Here is a 22730-nt window from a genome sequence, read left to right on the forward strand (position 1 = left end):
TCAGGCTATCAAGGATATCCACTATGCGTCGACCAAAATGGGTCATCGCGACCTATGCCGCATTGCTTCTTCTCGCAGTTGCGGCCGCTGTCCCGAACTTCCTACCAGCGCAGATGCGCAACACACTGCCGCCTTGGGTCTCGCGCGAGGTTGTATCGCTCGGCCTTGACCTTCGGGGCGGTGCGCATCTGTTACTTGCCGTAAACCAAGAAGATCTTTCTGCTTCACGGATGCAGGACATGCGCGAAACGATCGTGGCCGAGATGAGGCAACTCGGTCTGGATCCTGCGACGTTGCGCAGCAACGGTACTGCATTGACGGTACCTCACAGCGACACGCTCAAGGCTGCATTGCAATCGGCACTAACCCGCGACGTACAGCCGGGACAGGCGCCCGACTTCACAGTTGAGACATCACAAGGCACACTGCGTCTGAAATTGAGCAACTCAGCGCTCGACCGCGCATCGACAGACGCGGCAGACCGTAGCATCGAGGTCATTCGCAACCGCGTAGATCAGGCCGGCGTTTCAGAGCCGGTCATCAGCCGTGTTGGCACAGATCGTATTCTGGTCCAGATGCCCGGTGTCGAGAACCCTGCGCAACTGCGCGCACTTTTAGGATCGACCGCAAAAATGAGCTTCCACATGGTCGCTTCCGCCGCCGGTCCGGGCATCTCGATGCTACCTCTGAGTGACGGATCCGGCACGATTGCAGTTCAGGATGCCATTGCTCTGTCAGGTGACCTATTGGAGCATGCAGCAGCCGCATTTGAACAGGACACAGGACGCCCCATGGTCACCTTCGGTTTTGACCGGCAAGGGGCTGCCGCCTTCGCAGGGATAACGGCGGATAATATAGGTCGGCAATTCGCCGTTGTTCTGGACGGCAAGGTTCTCACGGCGCCTGTTATCCAGCAGGCAATCCCTGGTGGACAAGGCCAGATCACCGGCAATTTCAGCGTGGAGGAGGCGCAAACGCTGGGTGTCTTGCTAACTTCTGGCGCGCTACCCGCTTCATTCGATGTGGTCGAGGAGCGCAGCGTGGGGGCCTCCCTTGGCAGCGATTCTATCCGCTCAGGGCTGGTGACGGGTGCCGCGGGACTTGCCCTTGTGGTGATAATGATGGTCGGTCTTTATGGCGCCTGGGGGCTGCTCGCTACCGGTTTTCTCGCGCTCAACGTGATGCTGACACTCACTGCAATGGGGATGTTGGGTGCCACGCTGACACTGCCCGGTATCGCCGGCATAATCTTGTGCCTCGGGATCGCAGTTGACAGCAACATCCTGATATTCAGCCGTATACGAGAGCAGACCAGAGCGGGCGCCACCGCGATAAAAGCGCTGACAAAAGGTTATGGCCAAGCTTGGGCGACGATCCTTGATGCCAATATCACGACACTATTGGCGATGGTCCTGCTGTTTTTGTTCGGCGCAGGACCAATACGCGGTTTTGCGATCACGATGAGTCTGGGGATTATGATTTCCATGTTCACAGCCGTAGTCCTCATGCGCTTTGTGATGGAGGCAATCGTACGGCATCGCAGGCCAGCACGGCTCGAAATTGCACCGGTGTTCGGCACAGTGCGCGCCCCTGCTGCCTTTTCGTTCATGCGGCGTGGCGGCCTTGCGCTGGCCGCCTCGGCGGGTCTGTCTGTTGGCGCGCTGGCCGTGCTCGTTTATCCGGGCCCTACCCTCGGCATTGATTTCACCGGTGGAGTTCAGATGCTGCTCCGATCTGATGCACCTGTGCCGCTGTCTGAATTACGCACAGCTCTCGCTGCACAAGTCACTGGTGATGCCAGCCTACAAGCGTTCGAAGACGCACGCGAGGCGTTGATACGTTTACAGGGTGAGGCCAGCCAAGCGACTGTAGCAGCCGTAGAGCAAGCCGTAGCCAGAGTTGCACCAAATGCCAGCTTTGCCCAAATCGATCTGGTTGGCCCGACAGTCAGCGGCGAACTCGCGATGACTGGCGTGCTCGCACTCGGCCTCGCTGTGCTTGGTATGTTGTTTTACATTTGGGTCCGGTTCGAATGGCATTTTGCAGTCAGCGCTATCGCAGTGCTGTTTCTTGATGTGACAAAGACACTTGGTGTAATTGCCCTGACCGGATGGGAGGTAAACCTGACGACAATTGTCGCCCTGCTGACGCTCATCGGGTATTCGGTAAACGACAAGGTCGTCGTTTACGACCGGATTCGCGAAACCCTTGCTCAGGGGGGCACCAGACCTCTGGCCGAAGTGATCGATAGCAGTCTCAATCAGGTTCTTGCCCGATGTCTGTTCACCTCCGGCACGACACTGCTCGCAATTATTCCAATGGCGGTTTGGGGTGGCCCCGCAGTGTCAGGATTTGCCTGGCCGCTAATCGCGGGTGTGATCATTGCGACAGCGTCATCTTTGTTTATCGCCGGGCCCGTTTTGCACTTTCTCTCGCGAACCAATGGCATCGCGATAACACCTGCCCTGTCACCTGCGGATTAATGGTTAGCCACTTCTAAACAACGCCCCAAGGCACAGGCGGCCGTGGGGCGTTATAAAAGTATATCTGCAAAGCTGTTTTTGCCTCAACAACTGGCTTTCTAAAGCGGTGCTAGAAACTGCCAAAATCGAAAGATATGTTTAAAGATTTTGGATAATCTAATCTCACGCCAATGATAAAGAAGAGAGATATTAGAAATATGGACGACAAGCACCGAAGGGTTTTGAACCCAAATCATTGACCCCGTGAACGTATTCGGCGAAAACCTTTTCCACCCTAAAGACAACGTAAACCCGAACATTGGGCCGCGCCCGAACCACGTTCCGGAAGAAAACCACTACCGAAACGACTGCCACGCAAATGCGAGATTTTAGGCTGCAATCAACCGGCTACCCTTGGCTTTAATAACTTCGAATTTCACGGCCTGAATAACTGCCAAAGATCGTTGCAATTATGAGCAAAGTTGGCAAAAGCATTCACGAATGCGTGAGCAATTTATGCCGACTTGGCATTTTATTCAGCCAAATTCTCAACATTCATCATGACGTGCGATGCAACAATCGCACCCAATTTTCGCATCAAAACAATTAACTTCAAGGGAATTGTGGCGGAGCCGAAGTCCGCCCATCATTACCTACAATCTAATGTTAATTATGTATAAATATTATAATTTAGAGAAAGGTACCACATAAAATACCTCAGCGCATCTGACCCGCGCACCAAACTCCCTCCAGCTTCGCGCGAAGCCCTTGGCGTGAAATCTTTGACCCCAATCGGCCATCTTGTCCACGGTCCTTCTCTGCAAGAGTTCAATCGGTGTCAGATGCTCATTTCCAAGTGAACGCCGCCCAGCCTCGTCCGACGTCGCCGTGAGAGTTGAATAATTCTAGGCGGGGTCCATGCTAAGACCAAACCTGAAGACATAATCTGAAGCGGCACAGTTTGGAAGTGAGTGGAGCCAACCCCAGCCAGCTCTCAATCAAAAGGGCTGTAGGGGTGGGTTTGGCGGCGTCGAGTAGTCGCGCAACCCGTGATAACGAACCACGCCAAAGGAAGTATCGACCTTGCACCGAGACACTAGGGACGGATTGCGGACATTCGCTGCGATTTGCACCGAGGTCTGCTGTGCGGGACAATCCGGCCTTTTGCCCATGCAGCGAATGCTCACGCAGCATTTCTCGCGCTCGCAGCGCGAGGCTCACTGCTATGCGGCAGAATTCCCCAGACCGGACCTTTGGTCACGTCAGAGCGGAGGGAATTCAAACTGATTGTTAACTGCTGTAATCTAACTGCTTTCCATTCCTGCCTGTCCCACTACTATAATGTGAACAATGACTTAGCGAAATCCGATCAACAGTCGAGGCAGTTTATCATGACGAGATCCACCAAACAGCTTGCCATTGTCACAGGCGCATCTTCAGGCGTGGGGCTTTATAGCACTCAGGCTTTGATCGCGAAGGGCTGGCAGGTGATTATGGCCTGCCGCAATATGGAAAAAGCGTTTCAAGCTGCGCATGATCTAGGCTTACCAACGGACGCGTATCAGATCATGCACCTGGATTTGGGGTCCTTGAGCAGCGTTCGGGCCTTTCATGCTGCGTTCCGTGCGCAAAATCGTGCATTGGATACGCTCATTTCCAATGCAGCGACGTATTTACCCCAGCTGAAACAGCCTGCGCGCTCACCCGAAGGGTTTGAGATTAGCGTTGCGACCAACTATTTGGGTCACTTCTTGTTGGCAAACCTGATGCTGGAAGATTTGCAAAAGTCACACTTACCACGGTTGGTAACTCTCGGCACGGTCACCGCCAACTCGGAAGAATTCGGTGGCAAGATACCAATACCTGCTCCGGCGGATCTGGGTGAGTTCCAAGGGCTAAAAGATGGATTTCAAGCACCCGTTTCGATGATTGACGGCAAGCCGTTCAAACCCGGCAAAGCCTACAAGGACAGCAAGTTATGCTGCATGATGATGAGCCGGGAACTTCATGCGCGCTATCATGAAGATACGGGCATTGTGTTCAGCACACTTTACCCTGGCTGCGTGGCCGAAACACCATTGTTCCGCAACGCACCTGCCTTGTTCCAAAAGGTTTTTCCATGGTTTCAGAAGAACATCACCAAGGGTTACGTGTCTCAACCGCTGTCAGGTGCGCGTGTCGCACAGGTTGTGGCAGACCCTGAATTTACGCGATCAGGGGTGCATTGGAGTTGGGGCAACAGGCAAAAAGTCGGGCAAGTGGCATTTGCGCAAAGTATGTCGGACAAAGCCACGGACGCTGCACGCTCAAAGGAGTTATGGGATCTCAGTGCGGGTTTGGTATGTTTGTGAAAGTATGCGGCAATGATCTGGCACAGGCAGGCTTTTGCCGCGCATCGCAAATTTATGACGGGATCAGGTTGTCGGCGTGTTCATGCTCGGCTTGAACGACTGTTGTCCGTTGACCGTCACTGGTGTGTTCATTGCGGATTTTTGCGAAGAAAAATGACATCGCAGCCGCACCCAGAATAAAGCAGCAGAGAATTGATAGCATCTCGCGAGTTGAACCGGCTACCGGATTGTTCAAGGTCGATTGAACTTGCTGCTCTAGCCAGAGTGTGCCTTCGGGCACCGGGATAAGAACAAGTGTAACAGCGGTCGCCAGAGCGACCAACAGTCCGAAATTGAAAATCAGTTTCAGATATTTTTCGCCCCGCCCCTTATGGCGATACGAGAACGTCATTATTGCAGGACCAATGAGGGCCAAAAGTAGGAATGCAAATTGTGCCATGACGTTCTCCCGATGTGTTCAATCAGAGAACCATTTCCAGCCCAATGTGTCAACTTAAGTTTACACATTTGTTTGACTTACGTTCAACCTCCATACATTACATGGTGACCTTGCATGCTATACCTATGACAAACATATGAAAATAGGAAGAAAGGAGATCTTGATTTGACGGTGAAAAATTACTTAAGTGATTTTGAGAGGTGTAAGTAAAAATTGACATGTTGACATAAAAAATGATCTTTCTTCTGGATGCAGAGAGAAAACACATGACAAGATTACCGTGAGCTCAAACAAAAAACGTTCCAAAATTTTGATCTTAACTGTGGTCTTGCAGGTCGTTGTGATCTTGGTATTTCTCTTTAGGAATTGGACCTTATTTTAGGTTCTGACTATACGATCAGAGGCCCGTCGCCGGAGCCTTGCAAAATTGAACTGAAGACAAGAGATTTAGCCGTTAATCAGGAGACTCGCCGTGACTTACCATGACCAACTTCGATACACGTTCCGGTTAGGTTCGGCTGTTTTATTGGGCAGTTCCATACTTTTCGTGGCCATGTATGGCGCGAACGAGGTTGGTTACTTGATCCTTGGCAACATTCTTTTTGCAGTGGCGCTTGTCATGTTGGTCGTCGCGGTACTTACTCTGGTGGCTGGCCTTGTTGGCCGCAGTGCGCACCGCTGGGTCTGGTTTAATGTTATTACGCGATCGTCCAGATTAATCTTTGGACGCACAGCATCCCAACGAATGCTTGACAGCCCTGCCAGTCCGATCTTGCGATTGTGGCTTCATATCGACCCGCACGGCAAAGATAAGGATTGCCTCATCTCACCGAGGGTCGTCAAAAACCCGGCCACGTCCTCAACAAAATAGGCAATTTTGGAGAGTTTATCCAATGCTGCTTAGGTCAACTTTCTTGAAGGATGCTCAAGACTGGACGAAAGTGTGTGGCTATTGAAAGTTGTGACTTCGTGGGATGAGACCGCCACAACTGATCAGGAGAAAGCTTGTGGGAAAGCCAGCAGCTGTTCGCCAATCCATCTTAACCTATCCGATTATACTGGCGGTCCATTCTTTTTCACATCTTCAGCGAGCGTTTCAAACATGTGCCTGATGTCTACCTCTGTCGTGTTATCAAGTATGCCAGCCGAAATTTCTTTTTCAGTCCAAATCAATGACGTTGCTGGGTCATGAAGCATTGCCCAATCTGCGAAAATTCGGTTCGTAACATTTGCAGAAACAAGAGTTTTCATGTCGAGGTGGCGATCATCGCGTTTAATACGCTCAAATGCAGCCTGCACCTTGGTTTCGGGACCTTCAATCAGTTGAAAATAAATGTCGTGGCGGCAAATGAGCGCTCCTGAAATTCCGTCTCGGCTATTGTTACGCCGCGATTCCAGCAGGATTCCATTCAGTGTGGGGATATCGTAACCAAAAGGCTGAGAGACGTAAATAATTTGGACAAGTTCTGTCATGATGTATGCGTCCTAAAGGGCAAGATGAGCGGTGTTCGCTAAGGAAATCAACACAGTTTTCAAATTAGTCCTGTACCCTCAATGATCAAGTTGCCACATTGGAATATGGACAACGGGACAGTGCATTTTATCGCAGCATGCGGCGCACTTCTAGGGGGCGACGTTCGGCGAAGTGATGTTTGGTGACTGCACCAAAATGTGCAGATATCGCCAAATAGAATACCGCTGGCAGCACCAGATTATGCAAAAAGGCTGCGGCGGCTGCCAACTGCGCATCTGGCGTAAACAGGCTGTTGAGCGAACAACCAAAAACGTCCAGCGCGTCACCGCTCCAGACTGTAAGAAAAACACCGGAAATCGGAAATCTTAGCATCAGCCCATAAAATCTCAAATGCTTGGCCTTGGCCAGCTTGCGCAATCTTGGGTCGAGGCCCTCCCGCATCGGTGGGGCTGGGCTTTGGACGAGCCATTTCGTCCCCACGGCAGCATCACGTTATGCTAAGGCCGATCATTCTTGTTTTGATGGAGCGGCAAATTGCAAGTGGCTGGACAATATGTCTAAAGCGGTCATTTGATCGTGTGCCGTTACGATGCGGACTAACCGGCCTGATGCACCTGCAGCTATTGCTGACGCAGCATTTTTTCGCAGTCGTGGCAATTTTCATGCGGCGATGCAGCCTGCGTCGTGGAAGCGGCCGTTCAAGGCTACAATCTCGATGGATTTCAGACCGCCCTTTCGCCGCGTCATGTTCGAGCTCAAGCGCGCTGTAGGCCAGCGAAATCAGATAATCGCCTGTCGATGGTCACCCTGCGGTGTTGAACTTGCAGCCCGGATCAACTTAATCAGGCATGCGATAAAAGATCGCTAATCAAAATGGGCTTTGCAAAATGTGCTGCGCAATCGCATCGCCACTGACCCAAGCGGCTTCAACCCTTGGGCCAATACACCAATCACCCCCTGCATAAAGCGTCTGGGCGTGATGCAAGAACGGTTGACCAAGTGGCGCAGTCACGCGGGCATAGCGCCAGCGATGCGCACTCGCATAGATCACCGCGTCGGTTGCTACATTCAGCTCGTCACACAGAAGCGGAAGCATTCTGGCGGTGATTGCTGGCGCATCGTCCTCCAAATGCTGCTCGCTGAACGAGGGGCTGGCTTGTGCCACCCACGCGGTTGCGTGACCCTGTGGCCGATCCGGTTTGCTGCCGTCGTGGGCAATCCACGAAAGCGGCCCCACATCATCGCGACGACTGGCAAAAGTCGCAGGCGCGTTAATTACCGCCATTAAGGTCTGGCAGGGGGCGAAACGGACATCGGCTGTTTGTGTCACAAACGGGTGATCCTGACCCAACAGACCTGCAAGCTGCGGTGCAGGGACGGTAATGACGACCTTGTCGAAATGGTGCGCTTGGTCGCCGATCTGCACGGTCCAACCGCCAGAGCCGGCACGAACCGCAGTGACCTGCGCCAATTGCTGGATATCCAATTCTGCCGACATGGCACGTGGCAACCCCGACATTCCGGGCACGCCAACGATCCGTGACCGGTTTGATCCGTCATCCCAATTTGCCGCCGCACCGTTATACTGCAGGTCCTCCAATATCGCAGCAAACCGACCATCACGGGCTGTGACGTACTGCGCCCCATGATCGAACTGCATCTGATCAACACGCTTAGTCGCCATGCGCCCGCCAATGCCACGGCCCTTGTCAAAAATGACTGGTGATAGACCTGCCTTGGATAGTTTGCATGCGCAGGCCAGCCCGGCCATGCCTGCACCAATGATGCCGATGCGCGGTAAGGCATTTATCGGCCTTGTGATCAATTGATGATACCCATGACAATGACCATTGCGATAGAGTAAAGCGCGATTCCGCCTCCAATCAGGAACAAGGGCCAGTTTTTGGTTACAGTTGCCGTCGCTATCGACTTCATCTGATATATCAGATCAGGCCAAGTATAAGACACAAAATCCCCTTGCGTGAACATGGCCTTGATGCGCCCATCACTATCTACAACCGGCAGACGCCGAAACCGTTCGTTTGACATGATCCGGAGCCAATCCAGCAAATCATCCGTCTCCTGCGCCACCCGAGGGTCTTTAGTCATGATGGCGGACAGTGGTGTGGTTTTGGGATCAAGCTCTTTGCCAACGACTTTGTTCATCACGTCACGCTCCGTCACCACCCCGATGACTTTGTTATCGGGGTCGACAACAATCACAGAACCGTAATTCTTTTCTGCCATCCCAGTAACGGCATCAAAGACGGTTGTGTCCGGTGACTGTGTCAAAGGTTTCTGTTTTGACTTATATTCTGGTCGGTCCATCAAGCGGTTTCCGGGACGTTTGGCTTCTCCTGGCATTGTGATAATCCTGATTAAATTTATTCCACCTTGAAGTAGCGTGTTACTGCCTCAAAGCCAGCGAAAGGCACGGTTAGATCAGATTTGAAAACGGCGGTCTGAGGCACCCTGTTTGCAAACGGTGGCCCTGACAGCTGCCACGGCGAGGCGCAGCGAAATTGCCTTACGTCTTCGATCTGTTGGACAAATGCTGTTTGAAGAAATTGCCGCTGAGAAAACAAACTACGATTGGTCCTCAAAAGCTGGCCTAGTCGAGGTTGTCGTGTCTCCACATTACGAATGGGCTTAGATATGAAGATACTACTCAGCTACATAGCGAAGCCAGGAACTATACTCATTCTAACACTTCGTCTCTTCCTGGAGGTTTAGATGTTCGGTCAACAGGCTGAAACCCCAGCGCGTTTTCTTTAAGGATACAGCCGCGTCCTTTTCCTCATGGAAGTAAAGCTATTGTCGATCTTTTAACTTGCGCTGAAAGCGATCAATCAAGATCATGTGTGGAACAGTGAGGGCCGCCAGTCCTATAAAAACAATCTGCAGAACGGATTTTTTCAAATCATCCGCTCCAAGCTTCTGCATTATGGCAAAGCCGATAAAGCTGGCCAAGATCGTAACTATGGAAAGACCCACCGCGACCCTCGTCGCTTGACGTTTATGTTCTATGAAAGTGATTGCGTCGGTAAAGTGACGGACAGAATGCAGGGTACAAAAGTAAACAATAAAGTAGACTAAAGGCGCAAGGCACGCCGCAGCGATCCAAAGAACCCCCTGTTCAACTGCAGCTCTTGTCCTGAGTGAGGGTTGGTAGGCTATGAGTGCAACGGAAAACGCGAGGGCTCCCGCGCCGGAAAGGGCGAGCAGTGTTGCCGCAAAGTTTGCAGTAGGTTCAGGTGCCAGATATGCAAAAATAGAAGCGACCTCCTCACGATGAAACAGTGCTGGTGCGCCAACTGTTGCAATGCCGCCAGTCCAGCGTAAAGTGCCCGAAGTATCCTCCCAGTCACCTGAAAAATGAACACCAGAGTAGATCAAAAATGCAAATAGTGCTGGACCCGGAAATACAATCCAGATGCAGATGAGTAAAACCGCAAGTCCGATGTATAAAAGTACAAAACGCGCATGCCCGCGCCAGCCGTTCAAAGGCCAAAGCGATTTTGCGATTGGTAAATCAAACGCGCCATGCGGCAAACCCAATATGGCTACGGAGGGAACCAGCATGAGCAGCTGTGTAGTCAGATCTGGCTGAAAAACAAAGCTTGCTCCGACTATTATCAGCACAGAGCATGCAAAGACCCAAGTTTGCCATAGCGGTGTGCCTGTCATTTTGGAAAGGCCGCTGCTTGTAAAAATGGCAAAGGCGGCAGAGAAGCCATCACCGACACCCGATCCGCAGTCTTGGTGGAGCCTGACAGAAACCTTTCCAATCGGTCCTTCGGCGCGTTGCGAAACAGAGTGTCAAAAAGGGCTGGGCCGCGTTCTGGTTTCGAGGTTAGCACCTGCAAAAATACGCGATCCATAAATCGGGTCATTGGACCATCCAGATCAACATTTGGAAGTTTGCCGTTGATCAGTGCTGCAGCCACTCGATCCGCTTGCATCTGATTGCGTGAGAATGCGTATCCAGTTGAAGGTCTGGCAGCCCCTCCACCCAGGCCCATGCGTATTATCCCTTCGGGTGCAGCCTCGGCAAAGCCTACTTCCATCGGGAGCGCGCCAGCCTCAGTACGAATGGTCTCAGTTTTACCCGGATTAAGAGCATCAATCTCTGTATCCAGCCAATCGGTAAAGACAGCATGCCCCGGATTTACTGGTGCAAATGATGTAACTTCGACCAGTGCCTGATCCACAGCGAACGGCAGAATGTATACGAAATCAACACCTTTACTGCGTGCGCGGCGAAAGTGCATAAGTTGAACAGTATCAGGCTCGAATACTGGCCGTTCAGTTTTAATTTCGCGACCCAAAAAGAATTGTCCGTAAGTCGGTTTACGGCGCGGCGGGCGTGTGTCGACAATGGTTGTAGCCGTCAGGGCACCAGCATCTGTTTCAATCTGCCATTCTCGCCCATTTCGGGCAATATCATGTGCAGCGACACCAAGCGAGAGTGATGACTTTTTGCTTTTATCGATCATCTCACACGCACGGCGATAAAAAGCACCGGATGTGACCGTTTGATAGCGCATGTGTGACGACGTTCGCAGGGTTTGCCCGCGCTGGTCTTGCACAGTCCAAGATGTCCATTCTTTGCGCACACAATCATCGAATGGATCTGGCCGGGTACGCCAGAAGCTCCAAGCTCTGTCGTCCACGTATTCGGTGCGCGGTTCAATCACACGAACAGTTAAGTTGCTCTGCGCCAGCCGGACGGCGAGGCTCAGCCCTGCACAGCCACCGCCGAGGATCGCTACATCAACATCAGGCGCTGGCATGATCGGACCTATTTTCCCATTTACGTTTCTGGATCAGCTCACCCAGAATGGCGCGAACGGCAAGACCTGCCTTACGTTCCTTGGGGACAATGGCACGGCCCTCAAGGGGCTGATACTCTCTGCGGCGCAACTCTGATCCAATGCCTTCGTACATTGCGGCGGCCGATGCTACAGCAAGTCGCAACCGCAGAGGAAGTGCCGCTAAGGCAGAGCGACCCGATATGTATAACTCATCCGCCTCACCCAGCAGAGCAGCCATAGCAGCTTCGGCTGCTTCCACTGCTTCTGGCACACCAGCGGCGATGTCTCGAGGGTCGTAGGGACAGTGCGTAAAGGGCAAGTACCGGCGTCCCATTCGCGCATCTTCTGCGACATCACGACAAATATTTGTCAACTGCATGGCTTTGCCAAGATTGGCCGCTTTTGCGTGATGAACCTCATCAATATTGAAAATTGCGCAAACCATGATGCCAACTGTGCCTGCAACACCCATGCAGTAGGCGTCTAGCGTAGGACCGTCAGCGATGCACACAGCGCCAGTATCGGCCGCAGCACTTGATACCAGCTCGGCGAAAGCAGCCAGTCCAAGTGGCCGACCATGAAACAGATTGTGTGCTTCTATCCCGAGCCGACCTTTTGGGTATTGTGAAGTCAAATCATCATGTAGCTTTTGCAATTGACCTTGACCGACGGCCCCACCAATTTCATCCGCAATGTCGTCAACGGTGCGACATAAAACATAAAGTCGTGCGATGAGAAGCCTGCCGCGTCGCGGCAACAAGCGGGCCGCTGGTGCAAAACTGCGAGCGTGATAGGCCATGATATCTTCAGGATTCATGTGACATTCTCCGCAATGGGCACAAGGTTTTCCAAGACCTTTGCCGATGAGACGACGCCCGGCAGACCAGCACCCGGATGCGTTCCCGCTCCGACGAAATACAGATCGCGCACGCCCTCACCACGGTTGTGGAACCTGAACCACGCTGATTGCGTAAAGAAAGGTGACAGGGAGAAACCAGCACCATCTACGGAAAGATAGTCATTGCTGAAATCTTCCGGTGTCATAGCAAATTCTGCCGTGATGTGGTCGCTCAGGCCGGGCAGCATCGTGTCTTCCAATGCCGCAACAATGCGGTCGCGCAGCTTGGGCCCTTCAACCTCCCAATCTTGCCCACCAGTCAGGTTGGGGACAGGGCACAGGACGTAAAAACTGTCGCATCCGTCTGGCGCAAAGCTTGGATCCGTCGCCGTGGGTCGATGTACATAAAGTGAAAAATCATCAGCAAGTTTCTTATTATCGAATATATCGCGCAGAAGACTTTTGTAGCGCTCACCAAACCAAACAGTGTGATGGGCTACATCTGGCCAAGTTTTGGTCGCACCAAAGTACATCACAAACAAGCCCATTGAGAGCTTCGATTTTTTTGACCGCATCTTTGCAACTTTAGAGATTTGAGTCTGCGGCAGCATGTGTCGATACACATGGACAGGATCCATATTGGAGACGACAACGTCTGCGTCGATTTCTGTCCCGCTCTCCAATATGACGCCTGATGCACGTCCATCCTCGACCTTGATTTGCGCGATGGTGGTATTCAAGGATACGGTGATACCTTCCTCTTTCATGAGCCGGTCAAATGCATCGACAAGCGCACCAGTACCCCCCACGGCAAACCAAACACCATGTTCGCGTTCAAGATGGTTGATCATGCCATAAATGGCCGTGGTCGAGAATGGATTGCCACCCAGCAAAAGGGGTTGGATCGAGAATGCTCGGCGCAATTTGTCGTGCTTCATATGCCGGGAGACCATGGACCACACACTTTCAAACGAGCGGAGCCGCAAGAGATGTGGGATTTGCTTGATCATAAAGACAGGTGAATGAAACGGCACATCCGACAGTCTGCTAAAACCAATATCGTAAATTTTCTTAGACCATGAGGCCATGCGACGGTACCCTGCCACGTCATCCGGTGAAATGCGCTTGATCTCGGCTTCAGTGGCTTCATCTGTGGGCCCGTAGTCGAATGTATCGCCGTCGTGGTATTGGAAACGGTACCAAGGATCGGGCTCCACCAACTTTACGTAGTCTGCCATCTTTTTGCCGAACAGTTCGAACAACTCTTCGAACAAATGCGGTGCAGTCAGAACCGTCGGCCCAGCATCATGACGAAAACCATCCTTTTCAAAAACCTGACCGCGACCTCCCAAGCGAGGGCATCGATCAATAAGATGAACATCATATCCTTTGGCCCGCAGACGCAGAGCTGCGGCAATACCGCCAAAACCCGCACCGGCAACAATAGCTGATTGAGTGGCTGAGAAGTTGGTATCACGTGGCATGGTCAATATCCTTTAGTTTGGATTCAAGGAGGTTTGCGAGCGTCACCAAAGACGCTCCTGCATTACTTGGAAGGGCGTTTGCGTGTTTGCGTGCGGTCAGCAGTGCCGCATAAGCTCGATCACAGGCGATATTTTTTGCGAATACAGGAGCATTTCCAACTGCTTCAAGGGATAGGCAGATGTTTGTGCTGCCGTTTGCCAAGTCACTGTCGCGGTCTTCAATGTCATCGAGCGTTTGGTATGCGACTGCCAATGCGTTTCCTGCTCGAATGGCTGTGTCCTGCCCCTCAACTTTTGCTGCTATCAGCGCGAGGCAGATCGGCAAGGCGATTAGGGGGCCGGATTTAAGGGCAGCTATCGTTGCCCATCGTTCGGGTGTCGGACAGTCGGTACGGCAATCCTGTGTTTGCCCGTCAATTGTGACAGTCACTGCATGATGCACCGCACCAAGGGCTGCCGCAGGATTGGGATGATTTGCAATTGCTACATAGGCAGCGGAGATCAGCAAATCACCAGTCGAAATTGCAACGTCTTTGCCGTAGCGTGACCACACAGCGGGTGTATCGCGTCGAACCTCATCACCGTCTTGAAGATCGTCATGAATCAAAGATGCGTTGTGCAAAAGCTCTGGCGCCAAAGCGCACGCCATAGCCACTTTTGGTGACAGTTTCAGTGCTGTGGCCGCTCCCAGTCCAAGTTGTGCGCGAACCCGCGCACCACCAGCCGAAAAGTGATACCGTGCTGCCTCCGCCACCTGCGGTGGGGACGACATCAGCAATCGGTCAATTTCAGCGTCCACATCGCTTAACAGAACAACTGTATGTTCATTATTATCAAACATTTGACACATCCAAACGGGTCATAAAAGTGACCGCCCCCACGTAAATGGGGACGGCCTTGATCATTTATTCTGCAGGTACTGTCGACGCGTTCCGGTCTGCTACATCTTCGCTTTTGCGCATTGCAATGAGGAAGATAAGCACACCAAAACCAGCTTTCGCGATGATGTCGGCTATGGTGTAGCCGACTTCGACGATGACTGTCGCAGTTGCACCTTCAAGTCCGACTGCGCCTGCAAAGTAGACGACAGGATAGAAGCACCAGCTGCCGACCGTAACGTTGCGGGCAAGACGTACGAGACCACGTGCGTTCTCTGGCTGGTTTTCGATCGCTTTGCCCAAGCCAGAGTACAGTTGATATACGATCCACAAGAACGGTATCATCGACAACAGGCCAAAGATCCAGCGCATGCTACCGGAATCTGAGACCTCACCTGGGTACCCCAAGGCAACCATGAGAAGTGCCGCAAGACCAAGACTGGTTGCGCGCGATACTGTCTCGGATCTGGTAAGGCTCATCACAAGGATCAACTCGACCAACAAAAGTGGCACTGTCAAAAGCCAATCAACGTAGCGGTAAGCCGCATTAAAGACTTTTTCAGTGGGAACGTATGTTCCGTCAGCCAATGTGTACGCGTCGCTCCAGCTCTGACCGATGCGGAAGTAATGGTAGGCTGCGATGAACGTCACCAAGCCTGTAACGATAAGTGCGGTTTTGTATTGTGGTTTCACCTGGCCGATACCCAGCCAGAAGAAGAGCGTTGCAGCTGCGAGCGTCGCAAAGCCGAACGAAAATGCGTTATAGATCAAGTCGTATTGACCTATCGACAAAGTTTCCATGTTTTTTCTCCTGTTAACAACAAGGATAAAAGGAGCGTTTCAACGTCAGTATTCAATGGCATACAGCCGGAATAAAATGTCGCACCCATCTGTTCAAAAAGCTAAATTTAGGCATAAAGCGCCAAAAACAAGTTATGAACTTCAAGTTTAAAACGGTAGATGCGTCAGATACGCACGTGTGACAGACACAACATGAGCCTTGACTTAAAACAAGCAGTTGAAACCGAAACTATCAGTTGGGCGGAAGATACATCGTATCACGTTCCAAAGCTTGGAGGGTTTGTTGTCCTTAGGGTATGAGAGTGATCTCCCTCCAAACGAACACAAAGTGCGGTCTCCTCAAAATTGAGATTTTCAGGAGTTTCTGATTAAGAGAGTAAAGCTTTGCAGCCTCGACGAGCATCGAACAGAATAGAATAATGCAAGTTAAAGCGATCCCCGGGAACATGCTCTACAACAGTTCATACGACAAGATAGCAAAGATGCCTCTAAGAAGGGATTGCGCGGATCTCTGCTAATTTGTGAAAATCAGACTGCCAATGTTGCCAAAATCTGAGGTGAATTTGCATCCCTGTGGATTGCTGAGACTGGTTAGGTAGATGAACACAGTTATCATTATGCTATTGGCCAAAAAATAACGAGTTTTTCGTGGTTTTGGCGTGTTTTATCTATTCGCCATAGTCCTTATGCTCAACCTATCAGGTTAGCAGGTGAGTTAAGAAGGCCATGTAATTGAACCACAGAGATGTTCAATAGAAGACGAGCCCCATCAGTCCTTTAAGACAGGCTGCGCGCCAACGACCGACAGCTTTCCGGTGCCTTGTCTTTTGATGGACGGTTGCACTTCGCGGTTCGGCGTCACGTTCTCATTATGCGGGAGCATCAGTTCCATGACAGCCCTGATTTCCGCTATTGCCTTTGTAGCTTCTTCGTTGATGTGTTCAGGCCTACCTTTTGTTTTCTGTGAATGGGTAAAAAAACGGACAAGTTTTTCCCCCAAATCTTTGTCAGAAGCGATTAGAATCGCTTCTAAGCCTCCGATTCTGAACCTGAGCTGGTCCAGTTCCTTTTTCATTTCCACGTTTCATTTCCTTGTGAGTAGTGAGGGAAGCTCGGCGTTTCTGGTCGAGCAGTTATCATACAGATATGGGTGCTGATGAAATCCATATTTCATCAAGTGTCAAAAATTGTTAAGTCTGGCAATCGAGCTTGAGCGTCAGCCGAACTGTAATGGTATTTTTCCGGTAGACTGGTGTCTGTTCATTGATCTTCTGGCCAACTATGAATTGGTCTATTCGCTCAAATATAGACTTACAAATGGGGCCTAACCTTCATTGCGCAACTGCGTCTTTCGGTCACGGTCAGAAGTAATAGCCTCTGGCCACAATTCTTCTCTGTGGGCCACAAGCTTCATTTTCGGTTCACAACGCAACCGCAGCATCATTGTTCCGTTCCTTGGAAATTAGTCACTTTTGGGGGCTGGGATTTGTCCCTCACTGAATCAACGACGGCTCAATCCCAATCGGCAAGCTGACGTCGAAATCGATGGTTAGTGCCATCAAACGCATATAACTTAATCCGCCTACTTGCGATGCTACACGTTACATAGTTGTTACCCAGAAATCAGGCCGTGGTATAGAGCACGTCATTAACTACGCTCCAAAAATTCATTAAAATCGAGTGGAAAGCTGATCGTTTTTGCAGTCACAGGCCCTGGATTGGTCTTGCTGCGCCTTGCATGAATGGCCGGTTTCCCCGCCGCGCGGCAGCACCGATGATTTGGCACTTGCAGCATTTTCTATGCGGCGAGCGCGCGCAGCAGGTAAATCGAATTCACAGTGTGGGCTCGTTCCTGCCGTTCGCGGCGGTAGCACACCGCAAAATACTTTAGGGCTTCCTTGAACGTCCGCTTGCTTTTCGCAGTCCATTCGAATTTGCAAGTGCAGCGAAGGTCCGATTTCCGCCCTTCAGTGCCGACCGGCACGAACGGCCCATTGCGGACTTTGACCACCCCCACAGAATGCTGCGGTGCGGCCCTTCGAAGCGGCCATTGGTGCAGATTGCAGCATTTTGTTGACTCAAACGTCGGTCAGCGGACAATCCAGCCTTTTGCTGGCGCAGCGAATGCGAGTGCAGAAAACGCTCGCACACTCAGCACAAGAATTTCTGCAGCGCATCTAATCCTCCCCGACCAGCCGTTCGATCACGTCAGAATGAGTCGTATCCAAACTGAACAGTTGCTGCGGGCAGTTTAGATTATCCAGACACAGACGAAGCGGACACGTGAGGGATGAGCTGATGCAAGTGAATAAAGCTCCAATACGTGTTTGCGGCTACAGCAATAGACTTTCTGCGACACAGAAATTTCTCCTTCTCGAGCAATGACTCTTGTTAGATTTAGCCAATATTCGCATTTTCGCTGCGATCGTCCTGAATCTTCGCCACGCGGGATAAAGTTACGTTTGCGATCTACGCCCTGTCTGGCGCAACTTAGGCCGTGTGCTTAACCAGATTACCGACAAAAAAGCGAGTATGTTGGGTTGCCCACCGGAATTGCTGTTTTCCGAAGCATAGTCTTTGGGAACACGCGGTTTTATCCTAAGATAGGCAATGGCCGCTGAAGACAGCCATTGCCCAAAGTCTGCGTATTCAGGCGTCAGGCAACCTCGGTCTCGACCTCGATATTGCCCTTAGTCGCATTGGAATAAGGACAGATATGATGTCCGCGTTCTGCGATCTTTTCAGCAACCGCTGCTTCAACGCCGGGCATGTTGACGACCAGCTTTACCTTCAGGCCAAAACCACCGTCGCTGCGTGGACCGATCCCGACATGCGCGTTCACTGTGGCATCGTCGGGCACATCGCCCAGCTTTTCGCTCTGCGCCGCAAACCGCATCGCACCAAGATAACACGCGGCATAGCCAAGCGCGAAAAGCTCTTCCGGGTTGTGACCTTCCCCTGACCCACCCAGTTCTTTGGGCGGTGTCATGGTCAGCTTCAGCTTACCCGATTCCAGCGCGGCGGTGCCGTCGCGGCCTCCGCCTGTGGCATGGGCTTCGGTCCAGTATTTGATATCGGCAGACATGGCGTTTTCCTTGTGCACGAGTTAATTGTGTACGCTGTATATTGACGATCAGTATCGAATGTCAATTGCTTGCAATTAAATCGCACACCATGTAAATAATTTGCATGGCACTCACACCATCCGACATGATCTGTTTCGCGCTCTATTCAGCGGCCCATGCAATGCAGCAGGCCTATCGCCCGTTGCTGGACACGCTCGACATTACCTATCCGCAATATCTTGTGCTGAGTGTTCTCTGGACGGCAAAGACACCGATGACCGTCAGCGGCATTGGCGGCGCGATTCATCTGGATTCCAGCACGATTACACCACTGCTCAAGCGCCTTGAGGTTGGGGGGTTGGTCGTGCGCAATCGCGATATGCAAGATGAGCGTAAGGTGCACGTAAGTCTCACCGATGCGGGCCAAGAAATGGAAGCGCGTACCGCGCATATTTCTGCCTGCATATTTGAAAAAACGGGGCTGACTACTGCCGCTTTGGAACGTTTACATACCGAGGTGTCAGAACTTGGTGAAAGACTGCGCGCCTCTTCAGAACTCGAATCGCGGCCCGGCAAACGCAGGATTGCATCACAGAAAGCGACGACATGACGAGAGAAGAATTTGAGGATACCGCCCGCCGGGAAGGCTATGATGACCCAAAGCTGGTTCGCTTCGATCCCTCGTCGCGCAGCGAGACGCACAGTCATGACAAAGTTTCGTTTGTCTATGTTGTCGAGGGTGAGTTTATTCTGAACACGGATGGTGGTGCACCCCGGCACGGCCCGGGTGAAACCTGCATCCTCCCAAAGAACGTGAACCACGCCGAAGAAGCTGGCCCCGACGGGGCAACCATCCTGGTCGCACGGAAATGAAAAAGCTTACGCGCCTTTGTCGAAAGTTCTGACCCATTCGGGACGAACTTAGTCACATTGCGTCACAGGCGAAGCATCGACCCGACTGTGCTTTGGAGGATCAATCTTCCAATTCCCTCACGAACCGACACCAAACCTCTGTCTGTAGGATTGCGGAACCATTCCGGTAAGCCGCAAAAAGACTTTTCTGAACGCCGCGGGATCACGGTATCCGACCTGCCACGAGATCTGGTCCACCGGACGTTGGGTTGTCTCAAGCATCTCCCGTGCTTTCGCTACCCGAACCTGCTGGACGTACTGCGTTGGTCGCAGACCTGTGCATTTTGTGAATTTGCGCAGAAAAGTCCGCTCACCAAGCTTGGCCACTGTGGCAAGGTCCCGCACGCTTTGCTGGTCTGCGGCATGCGCGTGGACATGATGTTGCACCCGCACGATTGCTTCATCCCCGTGATCGAACCGCGGATTGAACGTGTGGTAGGGCAATTGCTGGCGGCCGGGCGGATCAATCAATAGAAACTTCGCGGTGGCCAGCATCGCACTTGGTCCCATCAGCCTATCCACAAGCGTGAGCCCAAGGTCCGTCCATGCCAAAATCCCTCCGGCGGTCAAGATGTCGCCGTCGTCCAGCACCATGTCCTGCGCCGCGGCGTCAATTTTGGGGAACCGTCGCGAAAGCAGATCCGCAAAGGCCCAATGTGTCGTAACCCTGCGTCCATCAATAAGGCCGCTTTCGGCCAGCACGAATGCGCCTGCACACACCGAACAGATTTTGCTGCCCTCGGCATGGCGATCCGTCAGCCATTCTGCCTCGGCTGGCATCTGGAGCATATCTTCCGGCATGACGATGCTCGGGGGCGCAATGATATAGCTCAGATCATGGGGCTGTTCTGCGTAACTGTCCCAAAGACACACCAACCTATTCGCAGCGCCCTGCCGCACATCTGGCGGACTGCCCCAATGCGAAACACGGATACAGGGTCGGCGCTCAGTACAGTTTTTTTGTTGGGGCCAGTCACCAGCGATGCGGAACAGATCGGTCAGGCCGTAAATGGCAGCAAGCTGACAATTTGGGTAAATCAGCAGCCCAATTTCAGCAACGATATTGGAGGACGCGTCCATTTGTCAGTTTTGCATTCCTGAATGTCATAAATGCCAATACTGCTTTTGCCGCACCAGCCTACGTATGTCTATCTCGAATCGACAGATACTCCGAACCAAAGGATGGATCAAAAATGAACAACACACCCCCCGAGGACCGATCATGGCTCGATCGCCGAAAGCTGATGCTTTCCGGAGCCGCAGCCGCGGCAGCGCTCACGCTGCCCATGCCTGGCTTTGCCCAAACCCAATCCGACCCCTGCAAGAAGGCGACCCCTCCATGAGCAACTTTACAACCAGTGACGGCACCAAGATTTATTTCAAAGACTGGGGATCGAAAGACGCGCAACCCATCGTATTCCACCATGGCTGGCCACTCAGCGCGGATGACTGGGACAACCAGATGTTGTTTTTCCTCTCGAAAGGCTACCGGGTCATCGCGTTCGATCGCCGCGGCCATGGCCGCTCGGACCAGACCGATACTGGCAACGACATGGACACTTACGCCGCTGACGCGAATGAACTCGCCGCGCTTCTCGACTTGCAGAATGGCATCCACATCGGTCATTCGACCGGCGGCGGCGAAGTTGCGCGCTATGTCGCGCGGGCGCAATCCGGGCGGGTCGCAAAAGCCGTGCTTCTTGCCGCCGTGACACCGCTGATGCTCAAGACCGAAAACAACCCAGATGGCGTTCCAATGGAGGTTTTCGATGGGTTCCGTGCGTCCTTGGCGGCCAACCGGGCGCAATTCTATCTCGATGTCCCGTCGGGCCCCTTCTACGGCTTCAACCGCGACGGTGCCGACGTGAGCGAGGGCCTGATCCGGAATTGGTGGCGTCAGGGAATGATGGGGGGTGCCAAGCCGCATTACGACTGCATCGCGGCATTCTCGGAAACCGACTTCACCGAAGACCTAAAGTCGATCACAGTTCCGACGCTGGTGATGCACGGCGAAGACGACCAGCTCGTTCCGATCGACCTGACTGCGCGTAAGACCATCGACCTGCTGCAAAACGGCACGCTGAAAACCTACCCCAGCATGCCACACGGTCTGTTTTCAACCAACCCCGAAGAGATCAACGCTGATCTTCTGGCGTTCATCGAGGGCTGAACCTGCCCTGACACGGTCGGGCGGCGGGCGTCGCCCGACCATCTCATTTGCCGCAATACCTGATGAGCAAGATGGATTGGCGTATGAGGCACGTTGAGATGCACAGGCGGCCAGCGGGACAAAATTTTGATTTTGACAATGGCGCAGGACCTCATTTTGCGGCAGGCACTTTTCTGGCTCGCGCCCGCAGCGTATTCATACCTCCCTTCCCTTGATCCGATTCCGGCCTGGTCGCACACTGTCTTTAGCGCTTGCAGCGCATGTCTCAAATGTCAGCGGCGGGTGTTCGCTCCCGGCGAATTAACAGCTTCAGATTTGCTGTAGGCTGCGTGAATGTCCGGATTCACCGCCGTGCGGCAACACCACAGGTGGCGCACTTGCGGCAATTTTCGCGCTGCGAGCGCGCGCAGCGAAGTTTTTGGCACTTCTGCTGTGGGCTCTTTGCTGCCATTCGCCGCAATAGTCATCAAAGTCCGCTATGGCCCGTTTGTGTCGATCGGCATAAGGGGCGGAGTACTGACATTCGCTGCGAACCGCACCGAAGTCTGCTATGCGGGACAAAGCGGCCTGTTGCCTCTGCGGGTGTTTCTGACGTAGCATTTCCTCACAACTGCAGGACTTTTTTGCTGCGATGCAGCTTGCGTCATCAAAGCGGCCATTCAATGCTCTTGATCACAAAGAAGTTCAAACCGAGATTTAGCCGCATCATGTTCGAAGTCATACGTTGCAGGTTTTGTGCTCGTTCGCTGCGCTTGCACCAATTTTGGGTTTGCGGCCCAAGATCGGTGTTCGTAGTGAGGACCGAATGCTCCTCTGAATTTTACAAAGCCACCTTTCGTGACTTATGTGATTTCTTTAGCTCTCTGTTTGCAGAGAGGGATTTGACTGACAATAATGGATTCGTCTAAGTGCAGAAAACCAAAATCAGGCATTTGTCTCATCTAGACTTGAATGAACTGAAGCACTTGATCGACCGCCCCAAAAAGCAAAGCTGTCTCGCGACGAACCGCAGGCCGGGACATTTAGAGAACTGGCAATATGA

Annotated in this window: 21 protein-coding genes; 7 read left to right on the forward strand and 14 right to left on the reverse strand. The window is 52.4% G+C overall.

The window, feature by feature from the left end; all coding sequences use genetic code 11:
- Positions 1 to 23 precede the first annotated feature (23 nt).
- Together secD and C8N30_RS03490 are read left to right on the forward strand one after the other, a co-directional pair.
- On the forward strand, positions 24 to 2483 hold the full coding sequence (gene secD / locus C8N30_RS03485; RefSeq protein WP_025063111.1) for a protein translocase subunit SecD: 2460 nt from the start codon (positions 24 to 26) through the stop codon (positions 2481 to 2483).
- Positions 2484 to 3715: 1232 nt separating this feature from the next.
- Positions 3716 to 4813 (forward strand): protochlorophyllide reductase, encoded by a 1098-nt coding sequence (locus C8N30_RS03490; RefSeq protein ID WP_232222832.1) that lies wholly within the window; start codon positions 3716 to 3718, stop codon positions 4811 to 4813.
- Between the two features lie 52 nt (positions 4814 to 4865).
- Here C8N30_RS03490 and C8N30_RS03495 read toward each other — a convergent pair whose 3' ends face one another.
- From C8N30_RS03495 to C8N30_RS03570, 13 genes are all read right to left on the reverse strand, one after another.
- A complete protein-coding gene (locus C8N30_RS03495) occupies positions 4866 to 5252 on the reverse strand; it encodes a hypothetical protein (protein ID WP_025063113.1) in 387 nt (128 codons plus the stop codon).
- A 1053-nt stretch (positions 5253 to 6305) separates the two neighbouring features.
- Positions 6306 to 6725 carry a BLUF domain-containing protein gene (locus C8N30_RS03505; RefSeq protein ID WP_025063115.1) on the reverse strand — a complete coding sequence of 140 codons (420 nt, stop codon included), beginning with the start codon at positions 6723 to 6725 and terminating at the stop codon, positions 6306 to 6308.
- A 127-nt stretch (positions 6726 to 6852) separates the two neighbouring features.
- A complete protein-coding gene (locus C8N30_RS03510) occupies positions 6853 to 7206 on the reverse strand; it encodes a cytochrome b (protein ID WP_147419675.1) in 354 nt (117 codons plus the stop codon).
- 388 nt (positions 7207 to 7594) lie between these two features.
- On the reverse strand, positions 7595 to 8551 hold the full coding sequence (locus C8N30_RS03520) for an NAD(P)/FAD-dependent oxidoreductase (protein WP_025063118.1): 957 nt from the start codon (positions 8549 to 8551) through the stop codon (positions 7595 to 7597).
- Positions 8548 to 9090 carry a CBS domain-containing protein gene (locus C8N30_RS03525; protein ID WP_025063119.1) on the reverse strand — a complete coding sequence of 181 codons (543 nt, stop codon included), beginning with the start codon at positions 9088 to 9090 and terminating at the stop codon, positions 8548 to 8550. The genes C8N30_RS03520 and C8N30_RS03525 overlap by 4 nt, the downstream gene beginning before the upstream one ends.
- A 447-nt stretch (positions 9091 to 9537) precedes the next feature.
- Positions 9538 to 10413, reverse strand: coding sequence for a Brp/Blh family beta-carotene 15,15'-dioxygenase (locus C8N30_RS03535; RefSeq protein WP_025063120.1), 876 nt, complete (start codon positions 10411 to 10413; stop codon positions 9538 to 9540).
- Positions 10410 to 11519, reverse strand: a complete 1110-nt coding sequence (locus C8N30_RS03540) for a lycopene cyclase family protein (RefSeq protein ID WP_025063121.1) — start codon at positions 11517 to 11519, stop codon at positions 10410 to 10412. Before C8N30_RS03540 ends, C8N30_RS03535 begins: the two co-directional genes overlap by 4 nt.
- Positions 11506 to 12357, reverse strand: coding sequence for a phytoene/squalene synthase family protein (locus C8N30_RS03545; protein ID WP_025063122.1), 852 nt, complete (start codon positions 12355 to 12357; stop codon positions 11506 to 11508). The genes C8N30_RS03540 and C8N30_RS03545 overlap by 14 nt, the downstream gene beginning before the upstream one ends.
- Entirely contained in the window at positions 12354 to 13862 is a 1509-nt protein-coding gene (gene crtI, locus C8N30_RS03550; protein WP_025063123.1) for a phytoene desaturase family protein, read from the reverse strand. The genes C8N30_RS03545 and crtI overlap by 4 nt, the downstream gene beginning before the upstream one ends.
- The gene (locus C8N30_RS03555; RefSeq protein WP_025063124.1) at positions 13852 to 14703 is read right to left on the reverse strand and encodes a polyprenyl synthetase family protein; all 852 of its coding nucleotides are present in this window, start codon (positions 14701 to 14703) and stop codon (positions 13852 to 13854) included. The genes crtI and C8N30_RS03555 overlap by 11 nt, the downstream gene beginning before the upstream one ends.
- Positions 14704 to 14767: 64 nt before the next feature.
- Positions 14768 to 15541, reverse strand: a complete 774-nt coding sequence (locus C8N30_RS03560; protein WP_025063125.1) for a bacteriorhodopsin-like — start codon at positions 15539 to 15541, stop codon at positions 14768 to 14770.
- Between the two features lie 769 nt (positions 15542 to 16310).
- The gene (locus C8N30_RS03565; RefSeq protein ID WP_025063126.1) at positions 16311 to 16622 is read right to left on the reverse strand and encodes a hypothetical protein; all 312 of its coding nucleotides are present in this window, start codon (positions 16620 to 16622) and stop codon (positions 16311 to 16313) included.
- Positions 16623 to 18197: 1575 nt separating this feature from the next.
- The gene (locus C8N30_RS03570) at positions 18198 to 18626 is read right to left on the reverse strand and encodes an organic hydroperoxide resistance protein (RefSeq protein WP_025063127.1); all 429 of its coding nucleotides are present in this window, start codon (positions 18624 to 18626) and stop codon (positions 18198 to 18200) included.
- A 104-nt stretch (positions 18627 to 18730) separates the two neighbouring features.
- Between C8N30_RS03570 and C8N30_RS03575 the strand changes: the two genes are divergently transcribed.
- Both C8N30_RS03575 and C8N30_RS03580 read left to right on the forward strand, forming a co-directional pair.
- The gene (locus tag C8N30_RS03575) at positions 18731 to 19216 is read left to right on the forward strand and encodes a MarR family winged helix-turn-helix transcriptional regulator (RefSeq protein ID WP_025063128.1); all 486 of its coding nucleotides are present in this window, start codon (positions 18731 to 18733) and stop codon (positions 19214 to 19216) included.
- Positions 19213 to 19479: a cupin domain-containing protein gene (locus C8N30_RS03580; protein WP_025063129.1), complete on the forward strand. Its 267-nt coding sequence runs from the start codon at positions 19213 to 19215 to the stop codon at positions 19477 to 19479. Before C8N30_RS03575 ends, C8N30_RS03580 begins: the two co-directional genes overlap by 4 nt.
- 117 nt (positions 19480 to 19596) lie before the next feature.
- On the opposite strand, the gene C8N30_RS03585 is transcribed toward C8N30_RS03580, so the two are convergent.
- Entirely contained in the window at positions 19597 to 20598 is a 1002-nt protein-coding gene (locus C8N30_RS03585; protein ID WP_025063130.1) for a GlxA family transcriptional regulator, read from the reverse strand.
- 113 nt (positions 20599 to 20711) lie between these two features.
- On the opposite strand from C8N30_RS03585, the gene C8N30_RS19255 reads away from it, so the two are divergent.
- The 3 genes from C8N30_RS19255 to C8N30_RS03595 all read left to right on the forward strand — a co-directional run bounded on the left by C8N30_RS19255 (position 20712) and on the right by C8N30_RS03595 (position 22285).
- The gene (locus C8N30_RS19255; protein ID WP_156949583.1) at positions 20712 to 20861 is read left to right on the forward strand and encodes a hypothetical protein; all 150 of its coding nucleotides are present in this window, start codon (positions 20712 to 20714) and stop codon (positions 20859 to 20861) included.
- Positions 20858 to 21688 (forward strand): alpha/beta fold hydrolase, encoded by an 831-nt coding sequence (locus C8N30_RS03590; RefSeq protein WP_025063131.1) that lies wholly within the window; start codon positions 20858 to 20860, stop codon positions 21686 to 21688. Before C8N30_RS19255 ends, C8N30_RS03590 begins: the two co-directional genes overlap by 4 nt.
- Positions 21689 to 22021: 333 nt before the next feature.
- A complete protein-coding gene (locus tag C8N30_RS03595; RefSeq protein WP_025063132.1) occupies positions 22022 to 22285 on the forward strand; it encodes a hypothetical protein in 264 nt (87 codons plus the stop codon).
- Positions 22286 to 22730: the final 445 nt, after the last annotated feature.

The sequence above is a fragment of the Sulfitobacter guttiformis genome (genome assembly GCF_003610455.1).
In the GTDB taxonomy this organism is placed as follows: Bacteria; Pseudomonadota; Alphaproteobacteria; order Rhodobacterales; family Rhodobacteraceae; genus Sulfitobacter; species Sulfitobacter guttiformis.